This window comes from Parafrankia sp. BMG5.11, from assembly GCF_004337455.1.
The window spans coordinates 84,309-110,551 of record NZ_SJXI01000027.1 but is presented as its reverse complement, the minus strand read 5'-3'; the positions used below and the strand labels follow the sequence as shown (position 1 = coordinate 110,551).

Annotated in this window: 22 protein-coding genes; 8 read left to right on the top strand and 14 right to left on the bottom strand. The window is 63.0% G+C overall.

Features of this window, described 5'->3' with window-relative positions; translation table 11 throughout:
• The first annotated feature begins 15 nt into the window (after positions 1 to 15).
• Both acs and E0504_RS18535 read left to right on the top strand, forming a co-directional pair.
• The gene (acs, locus tag E0504_RS18540) at positions 16 to 1,971 is read left to right on the top strand and encodes an acetate--CoA ligase (RefSeq protein WP_131625226.1); all 1,956 of its coding nucleotides are present in this window, start codon (positions 16 to 18) and stop codon (positions 1,969 to 1,971) included.
• Positions 1,972 to 2,662: 691 nt separating this feature from the next.
• Positions 2,663 to 2,932, top strand: a complete 270-nt coding sequence (locus E0504_RS18535) for a hypothetical protein (protein WP_131625225.1) — start codon at positions 2,663 to 2,665, stop codon at positions 2,930 to 2,932.
• Positions 2,933 to 3,579: 647 nt separating this feature from the next.
• Here E0504_RS18535 and E0504_RS18530 read toward each other — a convergent pair.
• The 3 genes from E0504_RS18530 to kynU form a co-directional block, all read right to left on the bottom strand.
• The gene (locus E0504_RS18530; protein WP_207974454.1) at positions 3,580 to 4,356 is read right to left on the bottom strand and encodes an alpha/beta hydrolase; all 777 of its coding nucleotides are present in this window, start codon (positions 4,354 to 4,356) and stop codon (positions 3,580 to 3,582) included.
• A 74-nt stretch (positions 4,357 to 4,430) separates the two neighbouring features.
• Positions 4,431 to 5,717: an acyl-CoA dehydrogenase family protein gene (locus E0504_RS18525; RefSeq protein WP_131625223.1), complete on the bottom strand. Its 1,287-nt coding sequence runs from the start codon at positions 5,715 to 5,717 to the stop codon at positions 4,431 to 4,433.
• Positions 5,718 to 5,778: 61 nt separating this feature from the next.
• The gene (kynU, locus tag E0504_RS18520; protein WP_131625222.1) at positions 5,779 to 7,002 is read right to left on the bottom strand and encodes a kynureninase; all 1,224 of its coding nucleotides are present in this window, start codon (positions 7,000 to 7,002) and stop codon (positions 5,779 to 5,781) included.
• Between the two features lie 119 nt (positions 7,003 to 7,121).
• On the opposite strand from kynU, the gene E0504_RS18515 reads away from it, so the two are divergent.
• Both E0504_RS18515 and E0504_RS18510 read left to right on the top strand, forming a co-directional pair.
• On the top strand, positions 7,122 to 8,090 hold the full coding sequence (locus tag E0504_RS18515; RefSeq protein ID WP_373693915.1) for a phosphotransferase family protein: 969 nt from the start codon (positions 7,122 to 7,124) through the stop codon (positions 8,088 to 8,090).
• On the top strand, positions 8,080 to 8,436 hold the full coding sequence (locus E0504_RS18510) for a DUF6285 domain-containing protein (RefSeq protein WP_131625220.1): 357 nt from the start codon (positions 8,080 to 8,082) through the stop codon (positions 8,434 to 8,436). Before E0504_RS18515 ends, E0504_RS18510 begins: the two co-directional genes overlap by 11 nt.
• Here the strand turns inward: E0504_RS18510 and E0504_RS18505 are convergent.
• The 3 genes from E0504_RS18505 to E0504_RS18495 form a co-directional block, all read right to left on the bottom strand.
• Complete coding sequence (locus E0504_RS18505) at positions 8,433 to 9,005, bottom strand: NADPH-dependent FMN reductase (protein ID WP_131625219.1); 573 nt, start codon at positions 9,003 to 9,005, stop codon at positions 8,433 to 8,435. The two genes, E0504_RS18510 and E0504_RS18505, sit on opposite strands and share 4 nt — an antisense overlap.
• Positions 9,002 to 10,492, bottom strand: a complete 1,491-nt coding sequence (locus E0504_RS52140; RefSeq protein ID WP_131625218.1) for a glycerol-3-phosphate dehydrogenase — start codon at positions 10,490 to 10,492, stop codon at positions 9,002 to 9,004. Before E0504_RS52140 ends, E0504_RS18505 begins: the two co-directional genes overlap by 4 nt.
• Before the next feature lie 68 nt (positions 10,493 to 10,560).
• Positions 10,561 to 11,877, bottom strand: coding sequence for an acyl-CoA dehydrogenase family protein (locus E0504_RS18495; RefSeq protein ID WP_131625217.1), 1,317 nt, complete (start codon positions 11,875 to 11,877; stop codon positions 10,561 to 10,563).
• 218 nt (positions 11,878 to 12,095) lie between these two features.
• Between E0504_RS18495 and E0504_RS18490 the strand changes: the two genes are divergently transcribed.
• Positions 12,096 to 12,473, top strand: coding sequence for a hypothetical protein (locus E0504_RS18490; protein ID WP_131625216.1), 378 nt, complete (start codon positions 12,096 to 12,098; stop codon positions 12,471 to 12,473).
• A 281-nt stretch (positions 12,474 to 12,754) separates the two neighbouring features.
• Here E0504_RS18490 and E0504_RS18485 read toward each other — a convergent pair whose 3' ends face one another.
• Positions 12,755 to 14,218 (bottom strand): class I adenylate-forming enzyme family protein, encoded by a 1,464-nt coding sequence (locus E0504_RS18485; protein WP_165938548.1) that lies wholly within the window; start codon positions 14,216 to 14,218, stop codon positions 12,755 to 12,757.
• A gap of 485 nt (positions 14,219 to 14,703) precedes the next feature.
• Between E0504_RS18485 and E0504_RS18480 the strand changes: the two genes are divergently transcribed.
• Complete coding sequence (locus tag E0504_RS18480; protein ID WP_131625214.1) at positions 14,704 to 14,898, top strand: antitoxin Xre/MbcA/ParS toxin-binding domain-containing protein; 195 nt, start codon at positions 14,704 to 14,706, stop codon at positions 14,896 to 14,898.
• Positions 14,899 to 15,037: 139 nt separating this feature from the next.
• On the opposite strand, the gene E0504_RS18475 is transcribed toward E0504_RS18480, so the two are convergent.
• The 6 genes from E0504_RS18475 to E0504_RS18450 form a co-directional block, all read right to left on the bottom strand.
• Positions 15,038 to 16,003, bottom strand: coding sequence for a glucokinase (locus tag E0504_RS18475; RefSeq protein ID WP_131625213.1), 966 nt, complete (start codon positions 16,001 to 16,003; stop codon positions 15,038 to 15,040).
• A 162-nt stretch (positions 16,004 to 16,165) separates the two neighbouring features.
• Positions 16,166 to 16,759, bottom strand: a complete 594-nt coding sequence (locus E0504_RS18470) for an EthD domain-containing protein (RefSeq protein ID WP_165938547.1) — start codon at positions 16,757 to 16,759, stop codon at positions 16,166 to 16,168.
• Entirely contained in the window at positions 16,756 to 17,700 is a 945-nt protein-coding gene (gene meaB / locus E0504_RS18465) for a methylmalonyl Co-A mutase-associated GTPase MeaB (RefSeq protein WP_131625211.1), read from the bottom strand. The genes E0504_RS18470 and meaB overlap by 4 nt, the downstream gene beginning before the upstream one ends.
• Entirely contained in the window at positions 17,693 to 18,121 is a 429-nt protein-coding gene (locus E0504_RS18460; RefSeq protein ID WP_131625210.1) for a cobalamin B12-binding domain-containing protein, read from the bottom strand. The genes meaB and E0504_RS18460 overlap by 8 nt, the downstream gene beginning before the upstream one ends.
• A 2-nt stretch (positions 18,122 to 18,123) precedes the next feature.
• A complete protein-coding gene (locus tag E0504_RS18455) occupies positions 18,124 to 19,845 on the bottom strand; it encodes a methylmalonyl-CoA mutase family protein (RefSeq protein ID WP_131625209.1) in 1,722 nt (573 codons plus the stop codon).
• On the bottom strand, positions 19,842 to 20,804 hold the full coding sequence (locus tag E0504_RS18450; RefSeq protein ID WP_131625208.1) for an SDR family NAD(P)-dependent oxidoreductase: 963 nt from the start codon (positions 20,802 to 20,804) through the stop codon (positions 19,842 to 19,844). Before E0504_RS18450 ends, E0504_RS18455 begins: the two co-directional genes overlap by 4 nt.
• Before the next feature lie 120 nt (positions 20,805 to 20,924).
• Here E0504_RS18450 and E0504_RS18445 point away from each other — a divergent pair, with 120 nt between their 5' ends.
• Together E0504_RS18445 and E0504_RS18440 are read left to right on the top strand one after the other, a co-directional pair.
• Positions 20,925 to 21,800 carry an AraC family transcriptional regulator gene (locus tag E0504_RS18445; RefSeq protein WP_165938545.1) on the top strand — a complete coding sequence of 292 codons (876 nt, stop codon included), beginning with the start codon at positions 20,925 to 20,927 and terminating at the stop codon, positions 21,798 to 21,800.
• Positions 21,801 to 21,897: 97 nt separating this feature from the next.
• Positions 21,898 to 23,832, top strand: coding sequence for a cellulase family glycosylhydrolase (locus E0504_RS18440; protein WP_131625206.1), 1,935 nt, complete (start codon positions 21,898 to 21,900; stop codon positions 23,830 to 23,832).
• A 22-nt stretch (positions 23,833 to 23,854) separates the two neighbouring features.
• Here the strand turns inward: E0504_RS18440 and E0504_RS18435 are convergent, their stop codons facing one another.
• Positions 23,855 to 26,182, bottom strand: coding sequence for an alpha-L-rhamnosidase C-terminal domain-containing protein (locus E0504_RS18435; RefSeq protein WP_131625205.1), 2,328 nt, complete (start codon positions 26,180 to 26,182; stop codon positions 23,855 to 23,857).
• Positions 26,183 to 26,243 lie beyond the last annotated feature (61 nt).

Here is a 26,243-nt window from a genome sequence, read left to right as displayed (position 1 = left end):
GCAAAGGAGAGAGCCATGACCGAGCCTGCCGCGCACCACGATGACGAATGGGTGCGTCGCCCCGCCGCCGCCGCGCACGGCACCAACTGCACGCCCGAGCAATACGAGGCGCTGTACCGCCGCAGCATCGACGACAGCGACGGCTTCTGGCTCGAACAGGCACAACGGCTCGACTGGGTGCAGACACCCACCGTGGCGGGCGACTGGAGCTACGATCCGGTCAGCATCAAGTGGTTCGAGGACGGCCGGCTCAACATCTGCCACAACGCGGTCGACCGTCATGTCGCCGCCGGGTATGGCGACCGGCTGGCGCTGATCTTCGAACCCGACGATCCCGCAGGCGAGGTCCGCCGCATCACCTATGCCGAGCTGCAGGCGGAAGTGATCCGCATGGCGAACACGCTGAAGACGATGGGCGTGGCCAGGGGCGACCGGGTGACGATCTATCTGCCGATGGTGCCCGAAGGCGCGTTCGCCATGCTCGCCTGCGCCCGGATCGGCGCGGTGCATTCGGTGATTTTCGGCGGCTTCAGCCCCGAAGCGATCGCCGGCCGGATCGAGGACTGCGCGAGCGATTGGGTGATCTGCGCGGACGAAGGGTTGCGCGGCGGCAAGACCGTGCCGCTGAAGGCCAACGTCGACGCAGCGCTGAACAAGGTCTCGGTGAAGGCGGTGCTGGTGATCCGCCACACCGGCGGCGATGTCGCCATGACGCACGGCCGCGACCACTGGTATCACGAGCTGTCGGCAGGGGCCGCCGCCGACTGCCCGTGCGAACCGATGAACGCCGAAGACCCGCTGTTCATCCTCTACACCTCCGGCTCCACCGGCAAACCCAAGGGCCTGCTCCACACCACCGGCGGCTATGCCGTGTGGACCGAAACGACCTTCCGCTACGCCTTCGATTACCGCGCGGGCGAGGTGTTCTGGTGCACCGCCGACATCGGCTGGGTCACCGGGCACAGCTATGTCGTCTATGGCCCGCTGCAGAACGGCGCGACCGCGCTGATGTTCGAAGGGGTGCCGAACTGGCCCGACCACGACCGGTTCTGGGCCACCGTCGCCAAGCACCGGGTCAACATCTTCTACACCGCCCCGACCGCGATCCGCGCTCTGATGCGCGAAGGCAAGGCGCCGGTGGAGCGGCACGACCTCTCCTCGCTCCGCCTGCTGGGCACGGTGGGCGAGCCCATCAACCCGGAAGCCTGGCGGTGGTATTCGGACACGGTCGGCAAGGGCGCGCTGCCGGTGATCGACACCTGGTGGCAGACCGAAACCGGCGGGGTGATGATCACCACCCTGCCCGGCGCGCACGACATGAAGCCAGGCAGCGCGGGCAAGCCGTTCTTCGGCGTGTGCCCGCAACTGGTCGATGCGGAGGGCGAAGTGCTGGAAGGCGCGGCGAGCGGCAACCTGTGCCTCACCCGCAGCTGGCCCGGCCAGGCGCGCACCGTCTATGGCGACCACCAGCGCTTTGCCGAAACTTACTTCACCACCTATCGCGGGAAGTATTTTACCGGCGACGGGTGCCGGCGCGATGGCGACGGATACTACTGGATCACCGGGCGGGTGGACGACGTGATCAACGTCTCCGGCCACCGCATGGGCACCGCCGAGGTCGAAAGCGCGCTGGTGATGCACCCCAAGGTGGCGGAGGCCGCGGTGGTCGGCTACCCGCACGACATCAAGGGCCAGGGCATCTACTGCTACGTGACCCTCAACGCCGGCGAGGATCCCTCCGACGCGCTGACCGCCGAATTGCGCCAGCAGGTCCGCACCGAGATCGGACCCATCGCCAGCCCCGACCACCTGCATTTCACCCCCGCCCTGCCCAAGACGCGGAGCGGCAAGATCATGCGCCGCATCCTGCGCAAGATCGCGGAGAACGAGGTGAGCGCGCTGGGCGACACCTCGACGCTGGCGGACCCGAGCGTGGTGGAGACCCTGATCGAAGGGCGGCTCAACCGGTAAGACCCGAGAAATCCTTACGTCGGGTTCACCAGCTATTTCACTGCAAACCGGACCGGCAGTAAACGACCCGATTGCTGCCGTTTGATTGTCGGTCAGCAAAAGCTCATCAGTTGCTCATGACGGTGACGAAGGAATCCGCAACGACGTCAGCATGAGAAAACGACACCTCAGACTGGCTTGCCTGACGGCCGTCACCATGCTCGTGAGCGCATGTTCGAACACAGAGGAGTTCTGTTGCGGCTACTCGGTTCTAGACCAAGGTGGCAGCAAGCGTTCGCTGATGCGCTCAGGGCTCGTAGTTGAGAGCTACATCGTGACTGGCGTTTTCACCGCACAGAACGTGACGGTGTTTGAACTGCGCCCTATGGCGCTGATGAATGCCGATACAGAGTGGCGACTCCACCTGAAAAATTGTCTCCAGCGATGCCACTTTCTCGGTTGGACGATCACCGCTTTGGGTTGGCCTCTGCGGTCAAAGGAGGATCGTTTATCCCCCAGAGTTCTCGTTCGTGCCTAGGCACCCCTTTGCCCGCGTTCTGAATGTCCGCTTCCCACCCAATATCGGACGTTCGGGGATGGCTTCTGCACTCCCGAAAGCAGACTGTCCGCTTCGCGCACTCGCTGCCGAAAAGCCGCCTGTCTGCAAACGACCCCATTGCGGACTTCGACTGGCCACGGCACAATCTCTCGAATGGCTGGCATTGATGCAGAGGTTCTGGCTCAACTTCCGGTGGCGGAAGTGAGCAAGGTCGCATTCTACAAGCGGGATGAAATCACAACTGACCTCATTTGCTGCGATGTAGTGGTCGGCGAGAAGGTCTGGACCTTCCATGAGAAACTTCCCGGATGGGGAGCGTTGATCGATCACCTACAGACGCTGCCTTCCTTTGATGCAAACTGGTTTGCCTCCGTGTCGCAGCCGCCATTTGCCAGCAGTGAAACAGTGGCTTTCGCTCGCTAGTAGGAATGGCGGCTATTCACCCACTTCCCGCCTTCGAGCCGCGCGGCAGCAAACGACCCCATTGCGGACATTGGAAAACGGGACGTTGCTGATAACCTTCGCTCATGGTTGAATTGCCCCATCACCACGGCGGACGAAATTGGTTACGCCGAGCTTCACATGCATTTCGCCAATGGCTTGAGCGTGACCTAAACGAAACGAGGCCATTGAGTTTGGCCCTCGCTATTGTTCCGGTCCTTCCTGCAATCGTGGCCGATGAACTGGGCGCAACAGGCGCAGTAACCGAGGCGCTGTTTTACCTTGGAGGCGCCCTAGCCATCGCCTGGTTCGGCTACATTCTTGTCCGATTCATTGCAGTGAGCACACGTAACATGACACGCAGCTTTTCGGACCTCGCCGCGCGAAAGCGGGGTGACGAATTGCCAACACGTTGCCCGGAATGCGGAGCGGACTTGCCCGACTTCGTCCCTCCCAAGGACGGCCATTCTTACCGCTTTCAAGGTTGGGATTGCGGGAACTGTGGCGCCACTTTGGACGCTCTTGGGCATCCAATCTGAGGGATTTCGTTCGTCAGCTTTCCACCCAATGTCGGCCATCCAAGCGCTGCGGCGGAAGGAGCATAAGCAGACGCCCTGCTGTCCAGGCGATCAGCTGACTTGCATCGGCTCCAATTTGCTCGAATGCGCCTCCAGCCATCGCGAGAGGTCGCCGATCACTTGGTCCTTCTCCGGCTCGTTGTAGATCTCGTGGAACAGTCTCGGATAGGTGATCACCGTCTTGTCGCCCGCGCCGATCGCGTCGATCGTCGGGCGGGCGGCTTTGAGCGGCACCAGCGCGTCGGCCTCACCGTGCTGGATCAGCACCGGGACCATCATTCCGGGTGCGCGGGCGAGGTAGCCGGGGAGCGGGGCGAACAGTTCGTGCGCGGTGCGCGCCGGGACCTTGCCGATCGTCACCAGCGGGTCGGCGGCGTAGGCTTTCACTACGGCCGGATCGCGGCTGACCGCCTCGGGCGGAAGCGCGACCGTCCCCAGCCCCGGCGCGATCGCGGATAGCAGCTTCACGATCCGCCGTTGCCCGGCGGGCGCGCTGCCGCCGATCAGCGGGCCTGACAGGATCAGGCCGGACAGGTCCTCCGGCCAGCGCAGGGCGTAACCGAACGCGACGTTGCCGCCCATCGAGTGGCCGAGCAGCTTGACCTTTCGCCCGCCGTGCCGCGCGCGGACTTCGCCGACGAACCGGTGGAAGTCCTCGATCACCCAGGCCATCCGGTCGACCAGCGCGCGCTTGCCGCCTGAACGGCCATGGCCCCGGTGGTCGAGCGCGTAGAGGGCATACCCTTGCGGCACCAATCGCTCGACCAGGTTGCCATACCGCCCGCCGTGCTCGGCAAAGCCGTGGGCGATGGCGATCACGTCGCGCACCGGCCCCTCGGGCAGCCAGCCCTGCGCGAACAGCTCAACCCCGCCGTGGCCGGTCAGCCGCCAATCCGTGCGCTTCACCCGAACTTGCCCCGGTTGGGGCCGAGATAGCCGAACAGGTACGCGCCCACCTTGCGCATCTGGATCTCCTCCGCGCCCTCGGTGATGCGGTAGCGGCGGTGGTGGCGGAAGATGTGCTCGAACGGCTTGTGCCGCGAATAGCCGATCCCGCCGTGCACCTGCATCGCCCGGTCCGCCGCCTCGCACACCAGCCGGTTCGCCCAGTAGTTGCACATGCTGACCTTGTCGGAGATCGTCCGCTCGATCTCCTCGTGCGGCATGTTGTCCATCTCCCACGCGGTCTTGTAGATCAGCAGGCGCAGCATCTCGCACTGGGTTTTCAGCTCGACCAGCGGGAACTGGATCGCCTGGTTGCGCGCCAGTTCCTCGCCGAACGGCTTGCGGAGGCGCGCATATTTCACGCTTTCATCGATGCAGTGGAGCGCGGCGCCAAGGCTGCTGGCGGCTTGCCGGATGCGGTTCTGGTGGACGAAGCTCTGCGCCAGGCTCAGCCCGCGGCCTTCCGCGCCTAGCATCGCGCTGTCGGGCACCCACACGTTGGTGAACGACAGGCGCGGGTGATCGGTGGGCATGTTGAAGGTCCACATCCACTCCTCGATCTTCAGCCCCTCGGTGGGATTGGGAACCAGGAAGCAGGTGATCCCGCGCGCATCGCCCGGCTCCCCGCTGGTGCGGGCGAACGTGGCGCAGTGGGTGGCGACGTGCATCCCGGTGATCCACATCTTCTCGCCGTCGATCCGCCAGCCCGGCACCCCGTCACGCTCTTCGCGCACGGCGCGGGTTTCCATCCAGGTCGCGTCCGATCCGTGGTCGGGCTCGGTCAGGCCGAATGCTACCCGGCGGCTCCCTTCGAACCCGCCGAGGATAAACTCGTCCTTTTGCTCCTCCGTCCCGAAGTGTTCGAACATCGCCACGAACGGGAAATTGCCGACGATCGAGTGTTCGTTCTGTAGATCGTTGTGCAGCCCCAGCCCGCGCCGGGCAAAGCGTTCGCGGATCACCGCCATCCACAGGTTGCTGGCATCCTTGCCGCCGTATTTCTTCGGCGCGGAGAACCGCCAGTGGCCGGCCTTGTCCGCGGCCCGCCGCGCCTGGCCGAGCAATTGCTCCCACGCGTGATTGGGCAGGCCTTCGCGGTCCCAGTCGGTCCGGGCGTCTTCGCGCCGATGGTCGAAGAAGCGGATGTTGTCGTCCGCTGCCACCAACGGCTCGATCTCCGCCTCGATGAAGGCGACCAGTTCGGCGTAATAGTCTTCCAGCTCCCGCGGAATCGCAAAGTCCATCGCCGCCTCTCCCTTTTGGTTGTTGGGAGAAACCTATCGCAGGCGGGCAAGAGAGCAAGCGTCAGGTCACGGCGCTGCGCTGTTTGTGTTCGGGCCGGTCCCATTCGCGCTGTTCCATCACCGCCGCCAAATGCTCGACCGCCGCCGCAACCTCGGCATGGGTGGTATACAGCGGGGTGAACCCGAACCGCAGGATGTCCGGCGCGCGGAAGTCCCCGATCACGCCGCGCTCGATCAGCGCCTGCATGATCGCGTACCCTTCCGGATGGCGATAGGAGACCTGGCTCCCCCGCTCAGCCGGGTCGGCGGGACTGGCGAGCGCGAACCCCCACGCCTCCGCCAGCGGTGCCATGCGTTCGATGAACAGCTGCGCCAGCGAGATCGACTTGGCGCGCACCGCTGCCATGTCGGCTTCAAGGAACAGGTCCACCCCCACCTCCAGCGCGGCCATGCCCAGCACCGGCGGCGTGCCCACCAGGAAGCGCGCGATGCCCGGTGCCGGTTCGTAGCGATCCTCGAACGCAAACGGCGCTGCATGGCCGAACCATCCGGCCAGCGCCGGGATCACCTTCTCTTGATGCCGCTTCGCCACGTACAGGATCCCCGGTGCGCCAGGTCCGCCGTTGAGGTACTTGTATCCGCAGCCCACCGCGAAGTCGGCGCCTGCCCCCGTCAGGTCTACCGGCACGGCCCCGGCACTATGGCTGAGGTCCCAGATCATGGCCGCGCCGTGACGATGAGCCAGCGAAGTGATCCGCGCCATGTCACGCATCCGGCCGGTCTTGTAATGCACCTGGGTCAGCAGGACGGCCGCCACGGATCCGTCGATCGCATCCTCGATCTGGTCAGGTTGCACCAGTTGTGCGCGGACTTGGCGACCGGTCAGCGTCTCGATCCCCTGCATCATGTATACGTCGGTGGGGAAGTTGCCGCGTTCGGACAGGATCACGCTGCGTTCCGGCGCCAGCGACAGCGCCGCGCACGAAGCCTTGAAAACGTTGATGGATGTGGAATCGCAGGCGATCACCTCGCCCTCCCCGGCCCCGATCAGGCGGCCGATCTTGTCGCCAATCCGCTGCGGCATCCCGATCCAGTCTGCCTGGTTCCACGAGGTGATCAGCCCCTCCCCCCACTCCTTCCGAACCACCTGCAGCACCCGTTCCTCAGCCGCTTTCGGCCGCGCACCCAGCGAGTTGCCGTCGAGGTAGATCACACCCTCAGGCAGGGCGAAGCGGTCGCGGAAAGGGGCCAGCGGGTCAGCGGCGTCGAGTTGCGCAGGGGTCATCGTTCCTCCCTAGCCGCACAAGTGTTTGCCAGCGAAGCGCAAATCGCGCACGTTGCCCTGCGATGGAAGCCGACACCGACCTCGCCGAAGCGCTGCGCCGGGCCGCGCACGATGCGGGTATGCCGGCTGAGCGGGTGGACAATCTGCGCCAGTTGTCGGGCGGGGCCAGCAAGGAAATGTGGGCCTTCGACCTGGTGGCGCCCGATGGGGCCTCGACCCCGCTCGTGCTGCGCCGCCAACCGCCGGGTCGCGGTTTCTCGTCGCAAGGTCTGCCGAGCGTCGCCGCCGAAGCCGCGCTGATCCGGCTTGCCGAGGGCGCGGGCGTGCCGGTCCCATCGGTTGCCTTCGAACTGGCCCCGGGCTCTCCTGCGGGCGACGGATACGCGATGGCGCGGATCGAGGGTGAAACCGTCGGCGGGCGGGTGCTGAAACTGCCCGAACTGGCCGAGGCGCGCGCGCAGATGGCGCGGCGATGCGGGGAGATCCTCGCGCGGCTTCATGCGGCGAAAGGATACGAGGCGCTGGGCCTGCGGGAAATCGGGGCCCGGGCGGAACTTGCCGCGCTGGAGGAACGCCACCGCGCCACCGGACACGACCGGCCCGTATTCGAACTCGCGCTCTCCTGGCTAGACGATCATTTGCCCGAAGAGCGTACCCGCGTTCTCCTTCACGGCGATTTTCGCAACGGTAACCTGATGGTCGCCCCCGATGGCATTCGGGCGGTGCTTGACTGGGAACTCGCGCATGTCGGCCCACCCGTCTACGACCTGGCCTGGCTGTGCGTCACCAGTTGGCGCTTTCAACGGCCCGATCTGCCGGTGGGCGGCTTCGGCACGCGGGAGGACCTGATCGCGGGCTACGAGGCCGCTGGCGGAGCGCCGGTGGACCCCGGCGAACTCTATGCGTGGGAGGTGTTCCAGACCATGAACTGGGGTGTGATGTGCGCCGGCGTTGCCGAAGCGTTCGCGGACGGCGGCCGCTCGATCGAGGCCGGCGTGATAGCCCGCCGCGCAAGCGAAACCGAGTTCGATCTCATGCGTCTGCTCGCGCCAAACCATCCCGCATGGAGCGCAGCGGATGTTCGATAAGCCCGCGCCCGCGCTGCTGATCGCCGAAGCGCGCCGCGCGCTTGAGGCCGGTGTCGCCCAGGGTTTTCCGCAGAAGGTGGTCGCCAATGCCCTCGGGATCGCGCAACGCGAGCTTGAGGCGGGCCCGCAGCTGGTGCAGCAGGAATTGGACCGGCTGACCAGATTGCTGGGAGACGACGGCGATCTCCCCACCCTGAACGGCCGACTGGCGAGCGCCATACGCACCGGTTCGATTGCCGCCGACGACCCCGCTCTCCTCGATCACCTGATCCGCACGACCATCGCGAAGCTGGAGATCGATCAACCGGCTTACCCGGCGTTCAAGGCGTGGCGCGAAGGCGCCTAGCCATCGCCCAGCGATGTCAGGCTGCGCGCTCCGTCGACCACCTGCCGTCCAACCATCTCGAGTTGCAAGCGCGAACGGTCGTCCAGCCGGTCACCGGTGGGCGAGAACATGTCGGGGCCCACCCGGATCGTGGCACCCATCGGCGTGGGCCAGCCCCGCAGTGCGTGCACGACGGTGCGCAACGTCTGCATCGTGTTGACCGTCGCCTGATCGCCGTAAGCGGTCGCGATCAACCCCACCGCGCGGCCATCGAGGTAAGGTCGCGCGTCGCTGGCCAGATCCTCAAGATAGTCGAGGGCGTTCTTGACGAGACCCGAAACCGTCCCGTGATAACCGGGCGCGGAGATCAGCAGACCATCGGCCGCCCGCACCGCCTCAACCATTTCCGCGCCGTGCTCCAGCGTATGGCCCGGCCCCCGGTAGTGCGGCAAGGCCGCCAGATAGGCGCCGTCGAACAGCGACACTTGCGCGCCCTCCGCTTCGGCAGCCGCGATTGCGGACTTGAGGGCAAGCTCGGTTGCGCTGCCAGGCGAAACCGTGCCGCCGATCGCGACGATGCGGGGGGTCAAGCGGGGTGCTCCTGCGTCAAGAATTGCTCCAGTGCCTGTCGCTGTTCGGGCGAGCAACGCAAGCCCAGCTTGGTCCGCCGCCACAGGATGTCGTCTGCAGTGACGGCCCACTCCCGTGTGCAGAGGTAGCGCACCTCCCGCGCTGTCAGACCGGCCCCGAAGTGCTCGCCGCATGCCGCAAGAGTGGCCGCATCGCCGAGCACGGTGAACGCGAGCGTGCCGTATGCCTTGACCAGACGATCGGCCCAGGCGGGTTCCAGGAAGGGATAGCGCGCGGCCAGCTCACTCCTCAGTTTCGGTTGCCCGTCGGTCGCGAAATCACCACCGGGGAGCGGAGCCCGGTCAGTCCAGTGCTGTCCATCAAGCTCAGGAAGGCGCTCCGCCAAAAGCGCGACCGCCTCCTGCGCGAGGTGCCGATATGTGGTGATCTTGCCGCCGAACACGCTCAGGATCGGCGCGCCTTCGTCCTCGTCCGATAGTTCGAACCGATAGCCGCGGGTGGCCGCCTCAGGCTTGCCGCTGCCGTCGTCGATCAGGGGCCGGACCCCGGCGAAGGTCCAGACAATCTGCTCGGGGAGCACGGCCTCCTTGAAGAACCGGCTCGCGCCCTCGCAAAGATAGGCGATCTCCTCCTCGCTCGCCTCGATCGGATCGTCCGGCCCCTGGTCCCGGTCGGTGGTCCCGATGAGGGTGAAGTCTCGTTCGTACGGCATCGCGAAGAAGATGCGCCCGTCCGGCAACTGAAAGAAATACGGATACGGATGATCGAACAACCGCGGCACCACGATGTGCGACCCGCGTACCAGTCGTAACGCGCTGTCTGTGCGTTCGTCTGCCTTGCGCAGCAGGTCCAGCACGCCGGGTCCCGCGGCGTTGACGATCGCTCGCGCGGAGAACCGCCTGTCGGGAGTGTCTATGCGCCAAGCCGGCCCAACCCGTTCCAGCTTCTCGACTGGACAGCGGGTGCGCACGTGCGCCCCCCTGTCCGCAGCATCACGCGCATTGAGGATGACCAGCCGGGCGTCGTCGACCCAGCAATCGGAATAGGCGAAGCCGTGGGTGAATTCGGGCTTCAACGGCCCACCTGCCGGATGGCGATCGAAGCGGATGCTCTGCGTGGCCGGCAGCTTTTTGCGGGCGCCGATGTGGTCGTAGAGGAACAGGCCCAGCCGGAGCAGCCACCGCGGACGGAGGCCGCGAACGTGAGGCAGGACGAAGCGCATCGGCCAGATGATGTGCGGCGCGATGGTCCACAGGCGTTCGCGCTCGGACAAGGCCTCCCGCACCAGCCCGAACTCGTAGTGCTCGAGATAGCGCAATCCGCCGTGGATCAGCTTGCTCGACGCTGACGACGTGCCGCCCGCGAGGTCGCCCCCCTCGAGCAAAAGCACCCGGGCGCCCCGTCCGGCGAGGTCGCGGGCGATCCCGGCGCCATTCACGCCGCCGCCGATTACCGCGACATCGAAGGTATGCTCCGCTTGCCCCATACCGCTCCTGCGTACAGTTCCCGCCGGCGCTGGCGAAGCTACTCCCTCATGTCGCGGTTCGGTTGCAGCTAGTTGCGGAACGATGCCGACATGGCGGAATCGTGCGGGCCTTCGCGGACTTCGTTGAGCTCGTTGCGCCCAACCACCATGTGATGCACGGCATCCGGGCCATCTGCGATGCGCAGCGTGCGGGTGTTGGCATACATGCGCGCCAGCGGCGTGTGCTGCGAAACGCCGAGCGCACCATACATCTGGATCGCTTCGTCGATGATCTGGCACACCCGTTCAGGCACCATGGCCTTGACCATGTGAATCCACACGCGGGCTTCGCGGTTGCCGAGCACGTCCATCGCCTTGGCGGCCTTCAGCACCATCAGGCGCATGGCCTCGATATCGATCCGCGCCCGGCTGACGATCTCCAGATTGCCGCCCAGCTGGATGATCGGCTTGCCGAAGGCCACGCGGCTCATGCCCCGGCTGACCATCAGGTCGAGCGCTTTTTCCGCCGAGCCGATGGCGCGCATGCAGTGGTGGATGCGACCGGGCCCAAGGCGAAGCTGGCTGATCTCGAACCCGCGGCCTTCGCCCAGCAGGATGTTCGACGCGGGCACGCGCGCATTGTTGAATCGAATGTGCATGTGGCCATGCGGCGCGTCGTAATCACCGAACACCTGCTGACCGCCGACGATCTCGACCCCTTCGGTGGGCAGCGGCACCAGGATCTGCGATTGACGCCCGGAAGCGGGCGAGTCCTCGTCGCCGGTGCGCACCATTGTGATCATCACCTTGCAGCGCGGATCGCCGGCGCCCGAGATGTAATGCTTTTCGCCGTTGATGACGTATTCGTCGCCCACGCGAACCGCGGTGGTATCGATGTTTTTCGCGTCGGAACTGGCGGTGTTCAGTTCGGTCATGCAGAAGGCGGAGCGGATCTTCCCCTCGAGCAGCGGCTCCAGCCACTGTTTCTTCTGCTCCGGCGTGCCGACCCGTTCCAGCACTTCCATGTTGCCCGTGTCAGGTGCGGCGCAGTTCATGATTTCCGATGCGAGCCGGTTCTTACCCAGTTCCACGGCAATGTAAGCATAGTCGAGGTTCGACAGGCCTTCGCCGGTGTGGGCGTCAGGCAGGAAGAAGTTCCACAGCCCTTCCGCCTTGGCCTTTTGCTTGGCGGCATCGAGTACTTCGAGCTGGCCGGGTGCGTAGTCCCAGATGTCGGCGCGGTTCTCACCAAGTTCGTGAAATTTCTCCGAAGCCGGCTGCACGACTTCCTGGATGAATTGCTTGACCTGATTGAAGAGCGGCAGCGCCTTGTCGGACATCCGCAGATCGTTGAGCTCATCCTGAGGGTTCAGCGCAAACCCGGACTGCGAACGTTCGGTGGTCATGGATCTATCCTTCAGCTTCAAACGACGGGCCGGACGGCCGGGTGACGGCCCTTGCTAGGCACTGTTGCCACGCCTTGCACCCATAGTTTTTCGATGACCTGCTTGTGAAGTTGCTTTCTGCTCCGGCTCGGCCGCATCGCACCTGACGCCCGGAGCACGCCGAATTCTTGGGATGTAGCGAGTTTCCGACTTGCAAGACGACAGCGAAAATTGGGTAAATGGCTTCATTGGATGCCGCCAGGACACCAAACCTTGATCACCTCGCCAAAAATCTTCTCCCCAGCTTCAGCTTCGCGAATCGCACGCTGTCTGTTGGCGTCTATACGATTGCCGACCGCTTGAAAGTCGAGCTCAACGGGCATGTCGTGCAGGACAAGGCATTGACCCCTTTGACCAGCCGCATCACGCAGATTGTCGTACCCTATATGCCGGGGCGGCTCGTGGTGACCGCCTTTATCGATGGCAGGCAGATTGGGCGTCGTCCTCTGGAAATCGTCGGCCCGCCGGAGGCGCTACGCATCAACGCCGATCGAACCAGAATCGGCGCCAACCGCCACGACTTGTCTTTCGCCACGATCGAAATCGTGGATGGCTAAGGCCGCTTGGTGCCCGATGCCGTATGTCCTACGTGTCGCGCTGAAAGGCCCGGACGACTTTGGAAGTGCCAATCGACGCGGAGTAGCAAGTTTCCTGCAACCGGTGGCGCAAAGCTGGCATGGAAGGGCGCTGGCCGTGCTGCGGCCGACGGGTGGAATTGGGGTAGCGGTTATTCGGGTCGAGGCCGACGATCTGCGATCAGCAGAGAAGGCGGTCATGATAGGCGAACGTAGCTAACCTGCGCAAATCATCAACAGGCAGGTTCGAACGTATCTTTTATTTAGAGCGTCTCGAGCATTGATCGGAGTTTACGCTTAAGCACCTTACCATTTGCATTGCGCGGTAGCGATGCAACGAAGTGATATTCCTCAGGTCGCTTGAAGTCCGCCAGTCGGTCGGTACAGTGGGCTTGCAAATCATCCGAGTTCAAAGTGGGCTCTCCCACCACGAAGGCGTGCACTCGTTCTCCAAGCACCGGGCAATCTTTAGCAACTACCGCCACCTCTTTGACCGACGGGTGCGCAAGCACCTCGTTTTCAACTTGAGAAGCGAATATTTTGTAGCCCCCTCTGTTTATGACATCCTTGATTCGGTCGATGATTTGTACAAATCCGTCCGCATCAATGATCCCGATATCGCCCGACTTCCAATAACTTCCAGCGAAGGCCCTTGTAGTTGCATCGGAGTTGTTCCAGTAGCCGCTGACCACCATAGGTCCAGAGATCCAAATTTCTCCGGCCTCTCCAGTTGGAACCTCGCGCGCATCCTCATCCATTATGACAATGTCCGCGCAGGGTAATGGCAAACCAACTTGGTGCGCCCTCTCGGAGGCATATACGGGAGGCATCATAATCGCGGGCGAAGCCGTCTCAGTTGCTCCATAGCAATTAATCAATTTCAATTGGGGCAAAACTTTATCAATTCTCTGAAGTGTCGATTCGGGCATTATTGCCCCGCCATATCCAGACACACGCCACGCTCGGAGATCATAGTTGCCGATGTCCGAGTTTAAAAGACAAAGGGCGAACATAGCGGGCACCAACACCGAATGAGTCATTCGTTCACTGGCGGCGAGCCGTATGAAATTTTCTGCTCTAAACTCCTGCATAATAATAAGCGTTCCGCCCACCATTAATATGGGTAGCGCAAGGGCTACGAGACCGGTCACATGACTGAGGGGGACCGCCACAATGGAGCGATCATCGCTAGATAGTTCCATACCGTATACATAATGCAATATAGAGTGCGCTATGTTGACATGACTCAGTTTAGCTCCTTTTGGCTCTCCTGTTGTGCCAGATGTATAGAGTATGACCGCGACATCATCCGCAGTGACGGTCGCGGCTTCCTTTTTTTCCGTTCTAGGTAAAGCTTCGAATGGATCAGCCAGTGATAGATCGATTACTCTCACCGATTTCACGCACTTGATTTCGTCTCGCACTGGCAATTGACTGAGGACGGTAGAGCTACAGATGATGATTTTCGCGCCGCAGTCCCTGAGGATGAAGGCTAGCTCGGCTGACGTCTCACGAATGTTCAGAGGAACAGTGATTGCTCCGATCTTCGCTGCGGCCAACAGGGTGACGATGTATTCAGGGCAATTCTCAAGCAAGAGAGCAACGCGGTCTCCCTTGCGTACACCAATAGCCTCGAGCTCGGCTGCGAACTTGGAGATTAGTTCTTCAAGTTCCGAATAGGTCGTCCGACGGTCCTGTTGGACGAGAGCATGCCCGGTCGGGTTCAACCTGAGTCCCGCACTGAAGATTGAGTAAAGGCTCTGAGGCCGCTCCTCGAAACAGCGGACTACGCGCTGATCGAAAATGCACTCGGCCCTTTGGGCCGGGAAAAACGCGTGATCGGTCCATCTCAAGCCCATTTCCTCCAGCAAGGCTCCTGCCCTGTCACGGGTCGCAAACCCTATTGTCGACATCTACTCGGCGACCTTGGCAATCGCCGTGTATGACTCGGGATGGGGTATGAAGGCGGCATTCGCAAGATCCTTGAACCCCAGTGCATCTTTGCAGATAGTGGGATCATCGGCCTCGACCAAGGGCGCGTCCGTTCGACGATCGAGCAGCTTCCACGATTACCTCTCGACAGATGATTGAGGCTCAGCGCCGGCCGTGCTTTGATTTGTTGAGGAACCCAGTCCACCGCTCATGCTAACGTGGTTTCGACAATTCGCGCGGGTCCGCTGCCAATTGAAATCAATCGTAAAACGAGGACGAGATGGCCGAAGACAATATCACCCCCATCATGGATCGGGCGCTTGAAGTGATCGGCAACGAGGCCGCAGCATTGGAGTGGATCGACAAACGCTCGGCAACTCTCGGCGCGACGCCTCGGGAATTAGCAGCCACTCCTGAAGGTAGAGACCGGGTGCTACTTCATCTCAACGGAATCTCCCGTCACCGAATCAGTTGAGCATAGGCTTCCTCTAAGCCCTAGTTGCAGGCGCTTCTTGTGCCTTAGTGAGTCGGTACAAAAACGAGCAGCTAGCCTCCAAGGGGGCCCGACCTGCGCTTTGATCGAAGCAATTTAGGCTGGTCCAATTTCTAACACTTTAGCCGCGAGCCGCGAAGGCTGCTGCGGCACCAAACAGTCCCGGTTGCGGATGAACGATCAGCTTGACCGAGATGGACCTCATCACATCGGCGAACCTGCCCTTGTTTTCAAATTGACGGGAAAAGAGTGAACTTGGCAAATGGTCTTTTAAACGAAAGCCCAGCCCCCCGGCGATAACTACTGCCACCGCACCGTGGGCCAGCGCCAGATCGCCCGCGACGGCTCCGAACGCCTCACAGAAGCGTTCTAGCGCTGCAGTTGCCCGCTCGTCATGGCCTGACATTGCGAGTGACCACAACTCAACATCCTCAAGCCCATCGACTGCCTTGTCATTTTTTCCGGCCAGCGCCCTGTAAATTCGCCTAAGGCCCGCACCCGAAACGACCCGCTCTGCCGAAACGCGGCCGTAATTGGACCGCATGTCGCTGATCATAGCGTCAAAGAAGCCATCCGTAGGCGCAAAGCCGATGTGCCCACCTTCTGTAGGAATGACTCGGTAATCTGGCCCGGATCGGTGGAGCTGCGCTACTCCCAGGCCAGTTCCTGGGCCAACGACGCAGATCGTCCCGGAAGCCGGTAGAGTGCCGTGGGGACCGCAGACATGCATGAAATGATGACTGTCGGCTCCAGCGACCGCGTGAGCCACAGCCTCGAAATCATTGAGCAAGAGATACGAGTTCAGGCCCAGCTCACAAGCCAGCGAAGATGGACGAATGGTCCACGAATTATTGGTGAAGCGGATGACATCTTCGCGCATCGGTCCGGCGATCGCGATGGCCGCTGATCTCGGCAGTGGTTGTCCGAAATGTTCAGCAAATGCCGTCCAGGCGGTCTGGAAACTCGCGTGCTCCGACGTCGAGAGCACGATCTCATCGCCCAGAGAGACAACGCGATTTTCATCGACCTCGGCAATGGCGAACCGCGCGTGCGTGCCGCCGATGTCCACTGCAACTACGTCAGGCACCCGTTCCTCCACACCCGCGCGATAGCGGACGATCTAGTGTGCGGGCGAGACGCCGAGCGCAACAGAATCAGCGCGCTCAACAACGGCGAAGACTCTTTTGACCAAGATGCCAGCTTGCAGTGACTGTCACACTTCGCGAGCCGATGTCGTAGGGACGTAGGGCTAAGCGGAAAGTAGCGGGGCGGATGTCTCGATGCTCCGGACAACGAACTCACGCGCTTGCGGCAACGGAGGAAGTTCCGCCAGCGGGTCGCCGGTGGTCCAAATGATCGCTCGCGCTGGAAAGGCCGGCTCTCCCCACGGTTGGATCAGGTCTAGCGACACGGCGCGCCCCCTAGCGGCGAGCGACCGCGCCAAATCGATCGTCCGCTCCTTTTCGCCCGCGCCGTCACCGCGCCAGTCCACGAACACAGCACGCCGCAATCCGTCAGTCGCCGGCCCCTGATCGCTCAACAACCGTTCCTCTGCTCCAGCGGCAGCGATCCGGCTTCGATCCATGAACCGCTCCTCGTCGGCCCTCATGATCTCGCCCGCCGGCCCGTCCATCAGCGCGGCCACCTTGCCGATATCGGCTGCCCAGAATTCCGAGATGGTATCGAAACCCGGCTCGACCGATCCAACAAGGTGATTGCGCACATAACGTGCGAAGGGAAAGTGGCCGATAGCCAAGGGCGCATGCGAGGTTTCGTAGTAATCGTGAAACGCGGTGCGCCCGGAACCGGCCTTGCGCGCGAGGATGCAAACGCTCTTCATCATACCGTGCATCGCTTCCAGCTGTCGAACATCCGGGTTGCCGCGGCATGTGGAGTGATCGCGCCCTCGTCCAGCTCGGTGAACGCTTGCGTACCAGCGCGCAACAGGACTTCCTCTTCCACGAGATCGCGAAGTATCCGCCAGGTTTGCTGCCGATTGCGGGCCGCACCGCGGCGGCGGAACTCTTTCGATTTCTCCAAGAAAACGCGGTGCGCGGCAATCGCCTCCATGATTTCGCGCCCGCCTTCCTGCTGGCTCGCGACCGCGCGCACGAGCGGCACCCTCCATCCGGGGCCGGCCGTGTGTTGCTCGCGCAAGTGCAGCATCAATTCAAAGTGTCGTCTCGCCGCGTCGTAGCCATCGCGATCGGCCTTGTTGATCACGAAAATGTCGCCCGCTTCGAGCAGTCCGGCCTTTACTGCCTGAATCTCGTCACCCATCCCCGGCATTCCGACGATGATCGTGGTGTGCGCTACCGCGGCGATGTCGATCTCGTCCTGCCCTACGCCCACCGTCTCGAGGATGATCAGATCGTATCCCATGGCATCGAGAACCAGTGCCACGTCATGAGCACTGCGCGAGAGACCGCCGGCCTCTCCGCGAGTGCCAAGCGAGCGAATGAAAACACCATCGTCGAGGGTGTGGCGGCCCATCCGGACCCGGTCTCCGAGGATCGCGCCGCCAGTGAACGGGCTCGAAGGATCTACGGCGATGACACCAACACGATGCTCCCATCGGCGCGCCTCGGTGATGAGCATGTCACAGATCGTCGACTTGCCAGCCCCGGGCGGGCCGGTCAGACCGACGATCAGAGCGCGCCCGGTGGCCGAAAAGACCTCGGCGAGGACACCTTCCCCACGCGGATCGCGGTCATCGAGCCATCCGATCACCCGCGACCCTGCGCTAACGTCTCCGGCAAGCAGCCGTCGCGCGAGATCAGGCATTGGCGGTGGCGGACGATTGGTTCTCCCACCAGTCTTCTAGAAACCCGACGATTTCGCGCGTGTCGGTGCCCATCGTAAAGATGCGGTCCACACCTGCTTCAATCAGCACCGGCTGGTCTTCCTCGGGAACGACGCCTCCGGCCACCAGCAGAACATCCTGCGCGCCCGCTTCGCGCAGCAAACGCGCCAGCTTGGGCAGCGAGCGCATGTGTCCGGCCGAGAGCGTGGAGATGCCGACGACGTCGACCCCCTCCTGGACCGCCGCTGCCACGACCATCTCAGGTGTCTGCTTTAGGCCGGTGAAGATGACCTCCATCCCCGCCTCGCGCAGGGCGTGGGCAATTACGGTGACACCCACGGTGTGCGTGTCCATACCCAGCTTCGCGAGCAGGATCCGCAAGGGTCGCGATTTGACCGCCATCTTCAGATCCCCCCCAGCTGGCTGTTCGAGCTATGCTCGCCGAAGACGTCGCGCATCGCGTCGCACAGCTCGCCGTGGGTCGCATAGACCTTGACCGCCGCGATGCAGGGCGGGACTATGTTCGCTCTGTCGCGCGCCGCCGCCCGCACGGCCTCCAGCGCCTTATCGACCGCCCCCTGATCGCGTTTGGCGCGCAAGTCTTTCACTTTCGCAGCCTGTTCGTCCTCCATGCGATCGTCGAGGCGGAATATTTCGATTTCCCGCTTTTCCTCGCCCAGCTTCAGATGATTCACACCCACCCACTTGCGGCGCCCTTCCTCGAGATCCTTGTGCCGCTCATACTGCTCCCGTCCCAGCTCGCTCTGGAAGTAGCCGCGCTCGATGGCTTTCAGCGCGCCGCCCATCGCGAATATCTTCTCCAGCTCGACGAACGCCGCGTCCTCAATCTGCTTGGTCAGCGTTTCGACGTAATACGATCCTGCCAGCGGGTCGATCGTCTCCGCGACACCCGTCTCGTGCGCAACAATGTGCTGTAGCGCCGCTCCAACGCGGATCGCGTCCTCCGCCGGGAGCGCGTGCGCCTCGTCATAGAGCGGCGTCGTCATCGCCTCACCGGCACCTCCGAGCGCACAGGCGGTGGCCATGATCGCAAGCCGGCCGATGTTGTTGAGCGGCTGTTGCAGCGTCAGCGCAATCGTGGTGGGCGAGGTCATCATGCGGATCTTGAGCGCCGCCGACGTGGAAGCGCCGTACCTCTCACGCATCAGTCGCGCCCAGGATTTGCGGAACGCTCGCAGCTTGCAGACGCCTTCGAAGAAATCCATGTCGACGTTGACGACGAAGTGATTGAGATAAGGAGCCGCCTCGTCGATCGTCAGACCTCGCTCCAGCACCGCATCGAGATAGGCGGAAGCGATCGCCAGGCTAAAGGCGATCTCCTGTACCGGGTTCGCCTTGGCCGGCTGCAACTGCGCGGATATGATCGACAGCGGCGCCCAGTTCGGGTGGTTGCGAATGATATACTCGATACAATCGGTCGCGAGACGAAGGCCGTGCTCGGGCGGGTAGATATAGCGGCCCACGCAAATGTATTCGATCAGGATGCCGTTGACGATGTGAAGGACAAAGTCGGCGGGATCGATGCCCTTTTTTTCGAGCGCCGCGATGATCATGGCCAGATTGACCGGTTGCGGCGCATTGCAGACGCTCATCAGATACTTGAGCCTGTCGAACGGTAGGTCGAACGCCGATTCTAGATCTTCGAGGCTGTCGAGCGCCATCCCTGCCCGACCCACCTCGCCTTCGACGATCGGGTTGTCGCTGTCGAAGCCGTTGGTGGTGGCGAGATCGTATTCGAGGATGAGGCCACTCAGGCCTTGATCGAGCATGTAGCGCGCGCGCTTTGCCCAGTCCGCGCCTTTGCCGAAGCCGGTCACCTGGGTCATCGTCCAGAAATCCGAACGATGCCCGTTTGCACGGGTCGAGCGGGTATAGGGATACTCGCCCGGAAACCCGGAGTCCGCGGCGTAGTCGAAGCCGATGTCCTCGAGATCGGCCGGCGTATAGAGCGGCTTGATATCCCATTTCAGCGCTTGCGTCCGAAACTCCTCCCTGCGTTCGGGATTGGTTTGCAGATGCGGGGCGCGGGTATCGCGCCGCCACCGCTGTTCCTCTGCTCGAACGTCGTCGGCTGGTGAGCTTGATCCGGCTTCTGATCGGCTCATTGTTCAAGTCCCGCTGATTCGACGAGCGGCCATGCCGCGCTCCACAAGCCGGACGCCGCTTGGGGATCGAGCGACTGCCGCGTCACGGCCCACCCGGGCGGCGTCGGAGGAGCCCAGATCGGGGCGATCGCGCAGTCCTCGACATACACGCCGCCCTCGGCGGCAGCGGGTGCGAGTGCGGCCCACAACGGGCTCGCGGCCCCCTGGTCCGGGGTTTTCATCGCACCCTGCGGCAACGTGCCGTCTTCGTTGATCCAGCCCAGCGCCACGGCGTCTGCAAACGTGACGTGTCGGCCGAGGTTGGTCATGACCCCGCCGGGCGTCGCGGCATTCATGACGATGCCCTCGCCAGCGTGCTGTATTGAAAATTCCACCGCGAGCAGATTGGCGCACAGCTTAGCGTGACCGTACGCCTCGAACTTGTCGTAATCTCGGGAGTCATAGTTGAGATCGTCGAGACGCAGCTCGGCCGAATGATGCGAACCCGAAGAGACCATCACGACCCGCGAAGGCGCCGCGGCCGCAAGATTAGGCACCAGCAGTTCGGAAAGCAGAAGCGGTGCAAAAAAGTTGACAGCCATCTGGCTCTCGAACCCGTCGATCGTGATGGTCCTGGGCGGTCCCATCAGTCCGGCATTGTTAATGAGCAGATCGAGAGGCCGGTCGCCCCAGCGCGCGGCGAATGCCCGGACAGAAGCCAGCGATAGCAAGTCGATATGTTCGACGGCTGGCGCCGCGGCTCCGGTGGCATCGGCAATCTCGGCGGCTACCCGCCTGCCCGCTTCGCAATCACGCACGGCGAGCGTTACGGCGGCTCCCGCCCCGGCGAGCGCCCGGGCGATGCTCACGCCCACGCCCGAGGAGGCGCCGGCCACGATGGCAATCTTGCCCGCAGCCCCAAAAAGGGCGGCGACCTCCGCTGCCTCCGCTACCGTAAGTTCCGCATTCTCGTTCGACATCGCTACTCTCCGCGATGTGCCATACGATCCGAGCACTGCCCGGCACAGGCATGTCGACGTTCAGCAGGCGAATTGCGCAATATCTCGATAATGCTAGCAACATCGAATAGACGGAGACGGATGGACGATATCGCACCAGTCAGCATCTTGGAGGCCCGGTCCCGTCCGGACCTCATTGTCCGGTCCATCGTCACTCCTTTGGCGATCTTCGAAATCTGCCGGTTTCCCGCAGTACGCAACGAGTCCCTCGAGGTTACCGAAAAGGAATCTTTGCTTTCGCTCGGTCTCTCGCGGATCATGCCCGATGCAGGGGGCCGCACGACGCGCGGGTATGGCCGATTTATGCCCATGGGGGGTCTGAATTTCCGCCCTCGCCGTGTTCCCCTGGAATTCAACGTCGGCGGTCCGCCCTTTCACACGGTACGCGGACGGTTTGACGATCAGCAATTGGCCGCCGCCGGGCTCAACGTAACAAGTCTCAGCAGCGGTCAACTGGAGGCATGCCTCGATATCCACTCACCCCGAGTCGAAGAATCGATGATGCGCATCGCGGAGGAGGTCGACGCGGCGGACAGCGATAGCGAGCGACTCGTCGGCGCGCTTGCCGCCGTCGTGGTAACGGATCTTGCCCGCTATCTCGCGACTTTCGTCGGCGATTCACTTTCCCGGACAGGCGGCATCGCTCCCCGTAAGCTGCGGCTGGTCTGCGAGCACATGGACCGCCCCGGGAAGCCGGCCACTCTCGAAGAACTGGCTGGACTTTGCGGACTCAGTCGCTTTCACTTCGTCCGCGCGTTTCGCCAGTCGACGGGTTGTCCCCCGGCTGCGTACGCCCAAAAACTACGCATGAACCGCGCCCGCCGGTTGCTTGCGACCGACATGGCGATCGCCGAGGTCGCAGCGGAGCTTGGCTATCGGGGCGCGTCAGCGTTTTCGGCCGCTTTCCGACGAGACAGCGGGAGATCCCCGATCCGTTGGCGGGCGGGACTGCACTGACCGCGGCCAAGCTCGCCAAAAAACCACCCGACCTCTTATCGCGCTTGCTATTCGAACGCTGTCGTACGAATTATGGCGCATCGGGGAGTACCAAATTATGAACGCGCTTCGCATTGCCTCTTTGGCCACACTCCTCATGGCGAGCTCAGCCGTCGCGGCACCTGCTGAACAGCGCGTCAAGCAGGAGGGCCGGTGGTTTGTCGATACGGCGGGCCGCGTGATCATCTTCCACGGCGGCAACGTCACGCTTCCTGAATTTAGGGACACCGAGCAGCGGTGGAGCGACGACACTCCCGCACGCATGGCAGAGCAGGGATTCAACGGGGTTCGCCTGGTTGTTTTCCTATCCGGGGTGATGCCCACACCTGGCGTCGTGGACGAGGCTTACCTGGAGCGGATTGCGCGGACCGTAGCGGCCTTCAAGGCCGCCGGTATCTACACGATGATCGACTTCCATCAGGACGAGTATGCGACATTGGTCGGTGTGCGTGGCATGCCTGACTGGGCGGTGTTCTCGGGGGGCAACGCGCGTATTCCCGGACTTCAATTCCCTATGGGCTATTTCAATGACCCCGCGGTCCAGATTTCGTTCGACAATTTCTGGAAGAATCATGCCGTGCCCGGCGTCGGCAAGGGGGTGCAGGAACTTTACATCGATGGACTGGCGGCGGTCTCGCGGCGATTCCGTGACGAGCCTGCCGTCATGGGAATCGACGTTATGAACGAACCGGCCACGGGGAGCCGCTGTGCGTTGCCTGATCCGGCCAAGGCTCATTGCCCTGAGCTCGAACAGGAGCTGCTCAAGCCGTTTTACGAAAAAGCGTCGCGGGCGATCAACCGGGCCGCGCCAAAGATGATCGTGTTCGTCGAGCCTTTCATGCTCCAGGGGGCACTGGGAACGCCGATCGACACGCCGTTCGCCGCGGCCGATGGGACGCGTGGTTTCTCGTTTCACAACTATGGGCCGCAGCAGGAAATCCGGGATCGGGTGAACGACGGGGCGCTCGCCCATGCGGTGGAGGAGAACGCGGCGATCATCAACACCGAGTGGGGATTCAACAACGACCCTGCCGTTGTAGCAGGGCAGGCGAGCGATTTCGACGCCCGGCACATTTCGTGGCTAGCCTGGACCCGCGGTGCGTTCGAGGCGCTGGTCGATCCCTCGCTTCCCGACAAAGGCAACGGCAACCGGGTCGCCCTGCTACGCGCGTATGCCCGCCCCTTCCCCGAAACGACCGCCGGCACGCCGTTGGAAATGAGCTTCGATGGCGCCACCGGGAGGATGCGCTTTCGCTATCGCGCGGCGTTGCCCGGCGGGGGAACAGCACGGCACGGTACGGCCATCCGTATTCCGGCAATCAATTACCCGGGAGGATACACCGCCACCGTCGATGGCGGCAGCGTGCTCTCGCGCGCGAACGCGACTGTTCTCGAGATCGAAAACACGCCTGGGTCGAGCGAAGTCTCGATTGTCGTGGAGCGGGTCGGAGCCCTACCTCCTCTGCCAGCTGCCGAAATTCAGCCGGATGCCAGCGACGAAGCCCTGCGCGCACTTCCGCGGATTCCCGACGGGCCACTCACCCGTAGTTCGCTCATAGGCCACATCGTCCTCACCAAGGGCGGCCGCGCGGTGCTCGATCGCCAGGTTCCGGGCATGCTCGTGGGCATGAGCCATGTACACGGGTGGGAGAAAATGACCCTCGCCGGTATTCAGCAGTTCGCCAGCGGCACCCTGACAGAAAAGAAGCTGGCAGAGATCGAAGCGGACCTTGCCAAGCTCGACACCATGGTTCCTGCGGCACAGGTTGCGAGCCAAGACCGTCTCAGCATCGACTCTCTTACCAGCGACCTGCTGGCTGATTTGCGGGCACGGGCGATCCTCGACCGTGAGGCTCCGGGCCTGGCAAGTTCCTCGCAGCAGGGCCTGTTTCCGCAGACTCGGCTGCGGGCGCTCAAGGTGGCCATGCCCGATCTCCTGACCGATGCAGTCCTTCAGCGGATCGAGCAGCAACTGGCGCAGTTGCCGCACTAGTCGGCAGCCGTGCTGCTTTACCTCAATCAGCGCTATCCAGCACGATGGCAGACTTGCGCTTGGTCAGCGGATAGGTCCGCCCCGCCCATACGAACTCTCCGGTCAGTCCAGCCGGAAGTCCTATGTCGGCGGTAAGCCGCGAACCGTCGCGGCGATAGCTGACGGTCACCGGTCCTGCGGGAGTTGCTGAGACCGCATCGACAGATCGCAGTTGCCCGATATTCGGCGCGATCCGCACCGACCGGTAACCCGGCGAACCGGGGCCGATCCCTGCGACGATTCCGAGGAGATCGGCCGTCGGGTGTGCGCTCCATGCGTGAGTGTCGGAACGAGTCTTGCCGCGCTCTTCCGGCCATGTGGTGTAATTGAGCGCAAGCAGGTCGCGCCAGGTTTGCAACAAGTCGAGGTAACGGTCGGCCGTGCCCGCATGCTCGAGCGCCCGGGCAAGGTACCACGAGTAGTAGTAGCTGACCTCGCGCATCCCTTCGGGGGCGTCTATGCCCTTTCCCGGAGCGGTGATCCGGCCAAGAATTTGCCGCGCGGCATCGCGGTCGGCGACATCGTAGAGCACCGCCAACGCGTTCATATGCTGGCTGAATTGATCAAGGTCCGGATTATCGGCGTACAAGCCGCGCTTCGCGCTCCAGCACTGCTTGCGAATACCATCCTGCATGCGTTGGGCTGTGGCCGCGTACCGCTGCGACAAAGCCGCGTCGCCAAACTGGTTTTCGATGCGCGATCCTTGTTGCAACGCGCCGAGCCAAACTGCGGTGGTCAGGCAGCTTTCCCCGTGCGCCTTTCCATAGGAGGGGAACAGGCTCCGATCGGTTGACGGCTGTCCTGCCCAGTCGACGAAATTCCACTCCGGGTTTTTGGTCAGTAGTCCGGAGGGTCCCTGCCACTTGTCGATCCAGCCCAGCACCTCGCGCATCCGTGCGAGATTGCGGACGATCGGCGCGGGATCGGGTTGATGCATGCGCCAGTCGTCCAGCATCGCGACCCACATGGGAGAGAAGGTGGCGATGACATTGCTGTTGCGCGTGGGTGCTGCGCCCTCCACCAGGCCGCCATCGCCGCGCGAGGCCGCGATCTGATCGATTGCATTTTCGGCCAGTCGCGGATCGCCCGCTACGGCATAGGAAATGAGCATCTGTAGCCGGGTGTCGCCCACGTATTGGAGCTGTTCCCAAAAGGAGCTGTCCATGAAGGTTTCGTGCGCGTCGATGCGCTGGGTCCGCCAGCCGATATCGAAGATTTTCTCGAGCTGGGGATCGTCGCTCTTAAACGAGCCCACTTGAGTGAAGGGGTAGCCGGTCTCGGTAACCCTCAGACCTTCCAGCGTCAGCTGTTCGCCTTTAGTTTGCACCCCGATTTCCATAAAGCGCCAGACCCGCCACCAGAGCGGTCCAAGGCTGCGGCGTGAACCGTCTGCGGTGAAAGTATCGGTCAACCCCATGATCTTGCGATCGCCGATCAGGTTGCGGTCGCCTTTGTCGCCCTTCTCGTTGAAAAGAGCCTCGGAGTACGTCATGGAGATGTCGGCCCCGGCTCCCCCTTCGACCGACAGCTCGGGATAGGCGGCGACCATGGTCTTCCGATCGATCAACAGTTTGACCATCGAATTTGGGGGGATGACAACCGGCCGGGTGGGAAACTCGTCGCCACCGGTGACGTCCGATCGCACCACTGCACCGGCATTTACAACTCGGTCCATCTGCTGGGGCAGCTTGTCAAGCACCAGCGTGCGCGGAGTAGTGGCCTTTGCCGCAACGGGTTCACTCCATGCGACGTTCGATGGTGCGGTGCTCATCCAATCCGCGGGCGACTTTGCCGCATCGATTTTTTCAACGGCGCCCGCGACGTAATAATAGCGGCGCACTTGCGCCCAGCCGTTGGCAAAGTTGTGGCCGGCATCGCGCGCCACGCTCCAGCCGGGTTCTCCGGTCGAAACTTCAGCCGCCGGGCCTGCTCCGACAAGTCGGAAACCCGTGCCGGCACTATGCTGGAACGCCGGAGCTGTCTGGGTGAACAGCGCCCGGCCCCGCGCCATCTCCGCCTCGCGCGGAGTCGCGTCCGGCTTGATGGTCAGCGGCTTAACCCCGTTCCAGACTTTCGCCGCAATGACGTTGTCGCCCGCGCGAAGATGAGGTGCCAGGTCGATCCGCTCGACCCGCCAGTGGTCAAGATCTCCGGTCGATGGTCCTTCGGCAATTCGCTGCCCGTTCACGTAGAGAATGAAGCGGTTGTCCGCCGTCACCTGAACTGGAAAGCTCTTTGGCTGGCCATCGAGTGTCAGTTCGCGGCGAAAGAGCAGCACCACCGGAATGTCGTCCGCTGCGAGTCCCGGCATAGTGACCCAACCGTTCTCGGGAGGTGTGGCGGACAACAGGGAGACCGGCTGTTCGACTGGC

Bases quoted from the DNA above. Each gene is read 5' to 3' on its own strand.
- acs (WP_131625226.1), top strand. From the start codon at position 16: ATGACCGAGCCTGCCGCGCACCACGATGACGAATGGGTGCGTCGCCCC.
- E0504_RS18535 (WP_131625225.1), top strand. From the start codon at position 2,663: ATGGCTGGCATTGATGCAGAGGTTCTGGCTCAACTTCCGGTGGCGGAA.
- E0504_RS18525 (WP_131625223.1), bottom strand. From the start codon at position 5,717: ATGGACTTTGCGATTCCGCGGGAGCTGGAAGACTATTACGCCGAACTG.
- kynU (WP_131625222.1), bottom strand. From the start codon at position 7,002: ATGACCCCTGCGCAACTCGACGCCGCTGACCCGCTGGCCCCTTTCCGC.
- E0504_RS18515 (WP_373693915.1), top strand. From the start codon at position 7,122: ATGCCGGCTGAGCGGGTGGACAATCTGCGCCAGTTGTCGGGCGGGGCC.
- E0504_RS18510 (WP_131625220.1), top strand. From the start codon at position 8,080: ATGTTCGATAAGCCCGCGCCCGCGCTGCTGATCGCCGAAGCGCGCCGC.
- E0504_RS52140 (WP_131625218.1), bottom strand. From the start codon at position 10,492: ATGGGGCAAGCGGAGCATACCTTCGATGTCGCGGTAATCGGCGGCGGC.
- E0504_RS18495 (WP_131625217.1), bottom strand. From the start codon at position 11,877: ATGACCACCGAACGTTCGCAGTCCGGGTTTGCGCTGAACCCTCAGGAT.
- E0504_RS18490 (WP_131625216.1), top strand. From the start codon at position 12,096: ATGGCTTCATTGGATGCCGCCAGGACACCAAACCTTGATCACCTCGCC.
- E0504_RS18480 (WP_131625214.1), top strand. From the start codon at position 14,704: ATGGCCGAAGACAATATCACCCCCATCATGGATCGGGCGCTTGAAGTG.
- E0504_RS18470 (WP_165938547.1), bottom strand. From the start codon at position 16,759: ATGATGAAGAGCGTTTGCATCCTCGCGCGCAAGGCCGGTTCCGGGCGC.
- meaB (WP_131625211.1), bottom strand. From the start codon at position 17,700: ATGCCTGATCTCGCGCGACGGCTGCTTGCCGGAGACGTTAGCGCAGGG.
- E0504_RS18460 (WP_131625210.1), bottom strand. From the start codon at position 18,121: ATGGCGGTCAAATCGCGACCCTTGCGGATCCTGCTCGCGAAGCTGGGT.
- E0504_RS18455 (WP_131625209.1), bottom strand. From the start codon at position 19,845: ATGAGCCGATCAGAAGCCGGATCAAGCTCACCAGCCGACGACGTTCGA.
- E0504_RS18450 (WP_131625208.1), bottom strand. From the start codon at position 20,804: ATGTCGAACGAGAATGCGGAACTTACGGTAGCGGAGGCAGCGGAGGTC.
- E0504_RS18445 (WP_165938545.1), top strand. From the start codon at position 20,925: ATGGACGATATCGCACCAGTCAGCATCTTGGAGGCCCGGTCCCGTCCG.
- E0504_RS18440 (WP_131625206.1), top strand. From the start codon at position 21,898: ATGAACGCGCTTCGCATTGCCTCTTTGGCCACACTCCTCATGGCGAGC.
- E0504_RS18435 (WP_131625205.1), bottom strand. From the start codon at position 26,182: ATGCCGGGACTCGCAGCGGACGACATTCCGGTGGTGCTGCTCTTTCGC.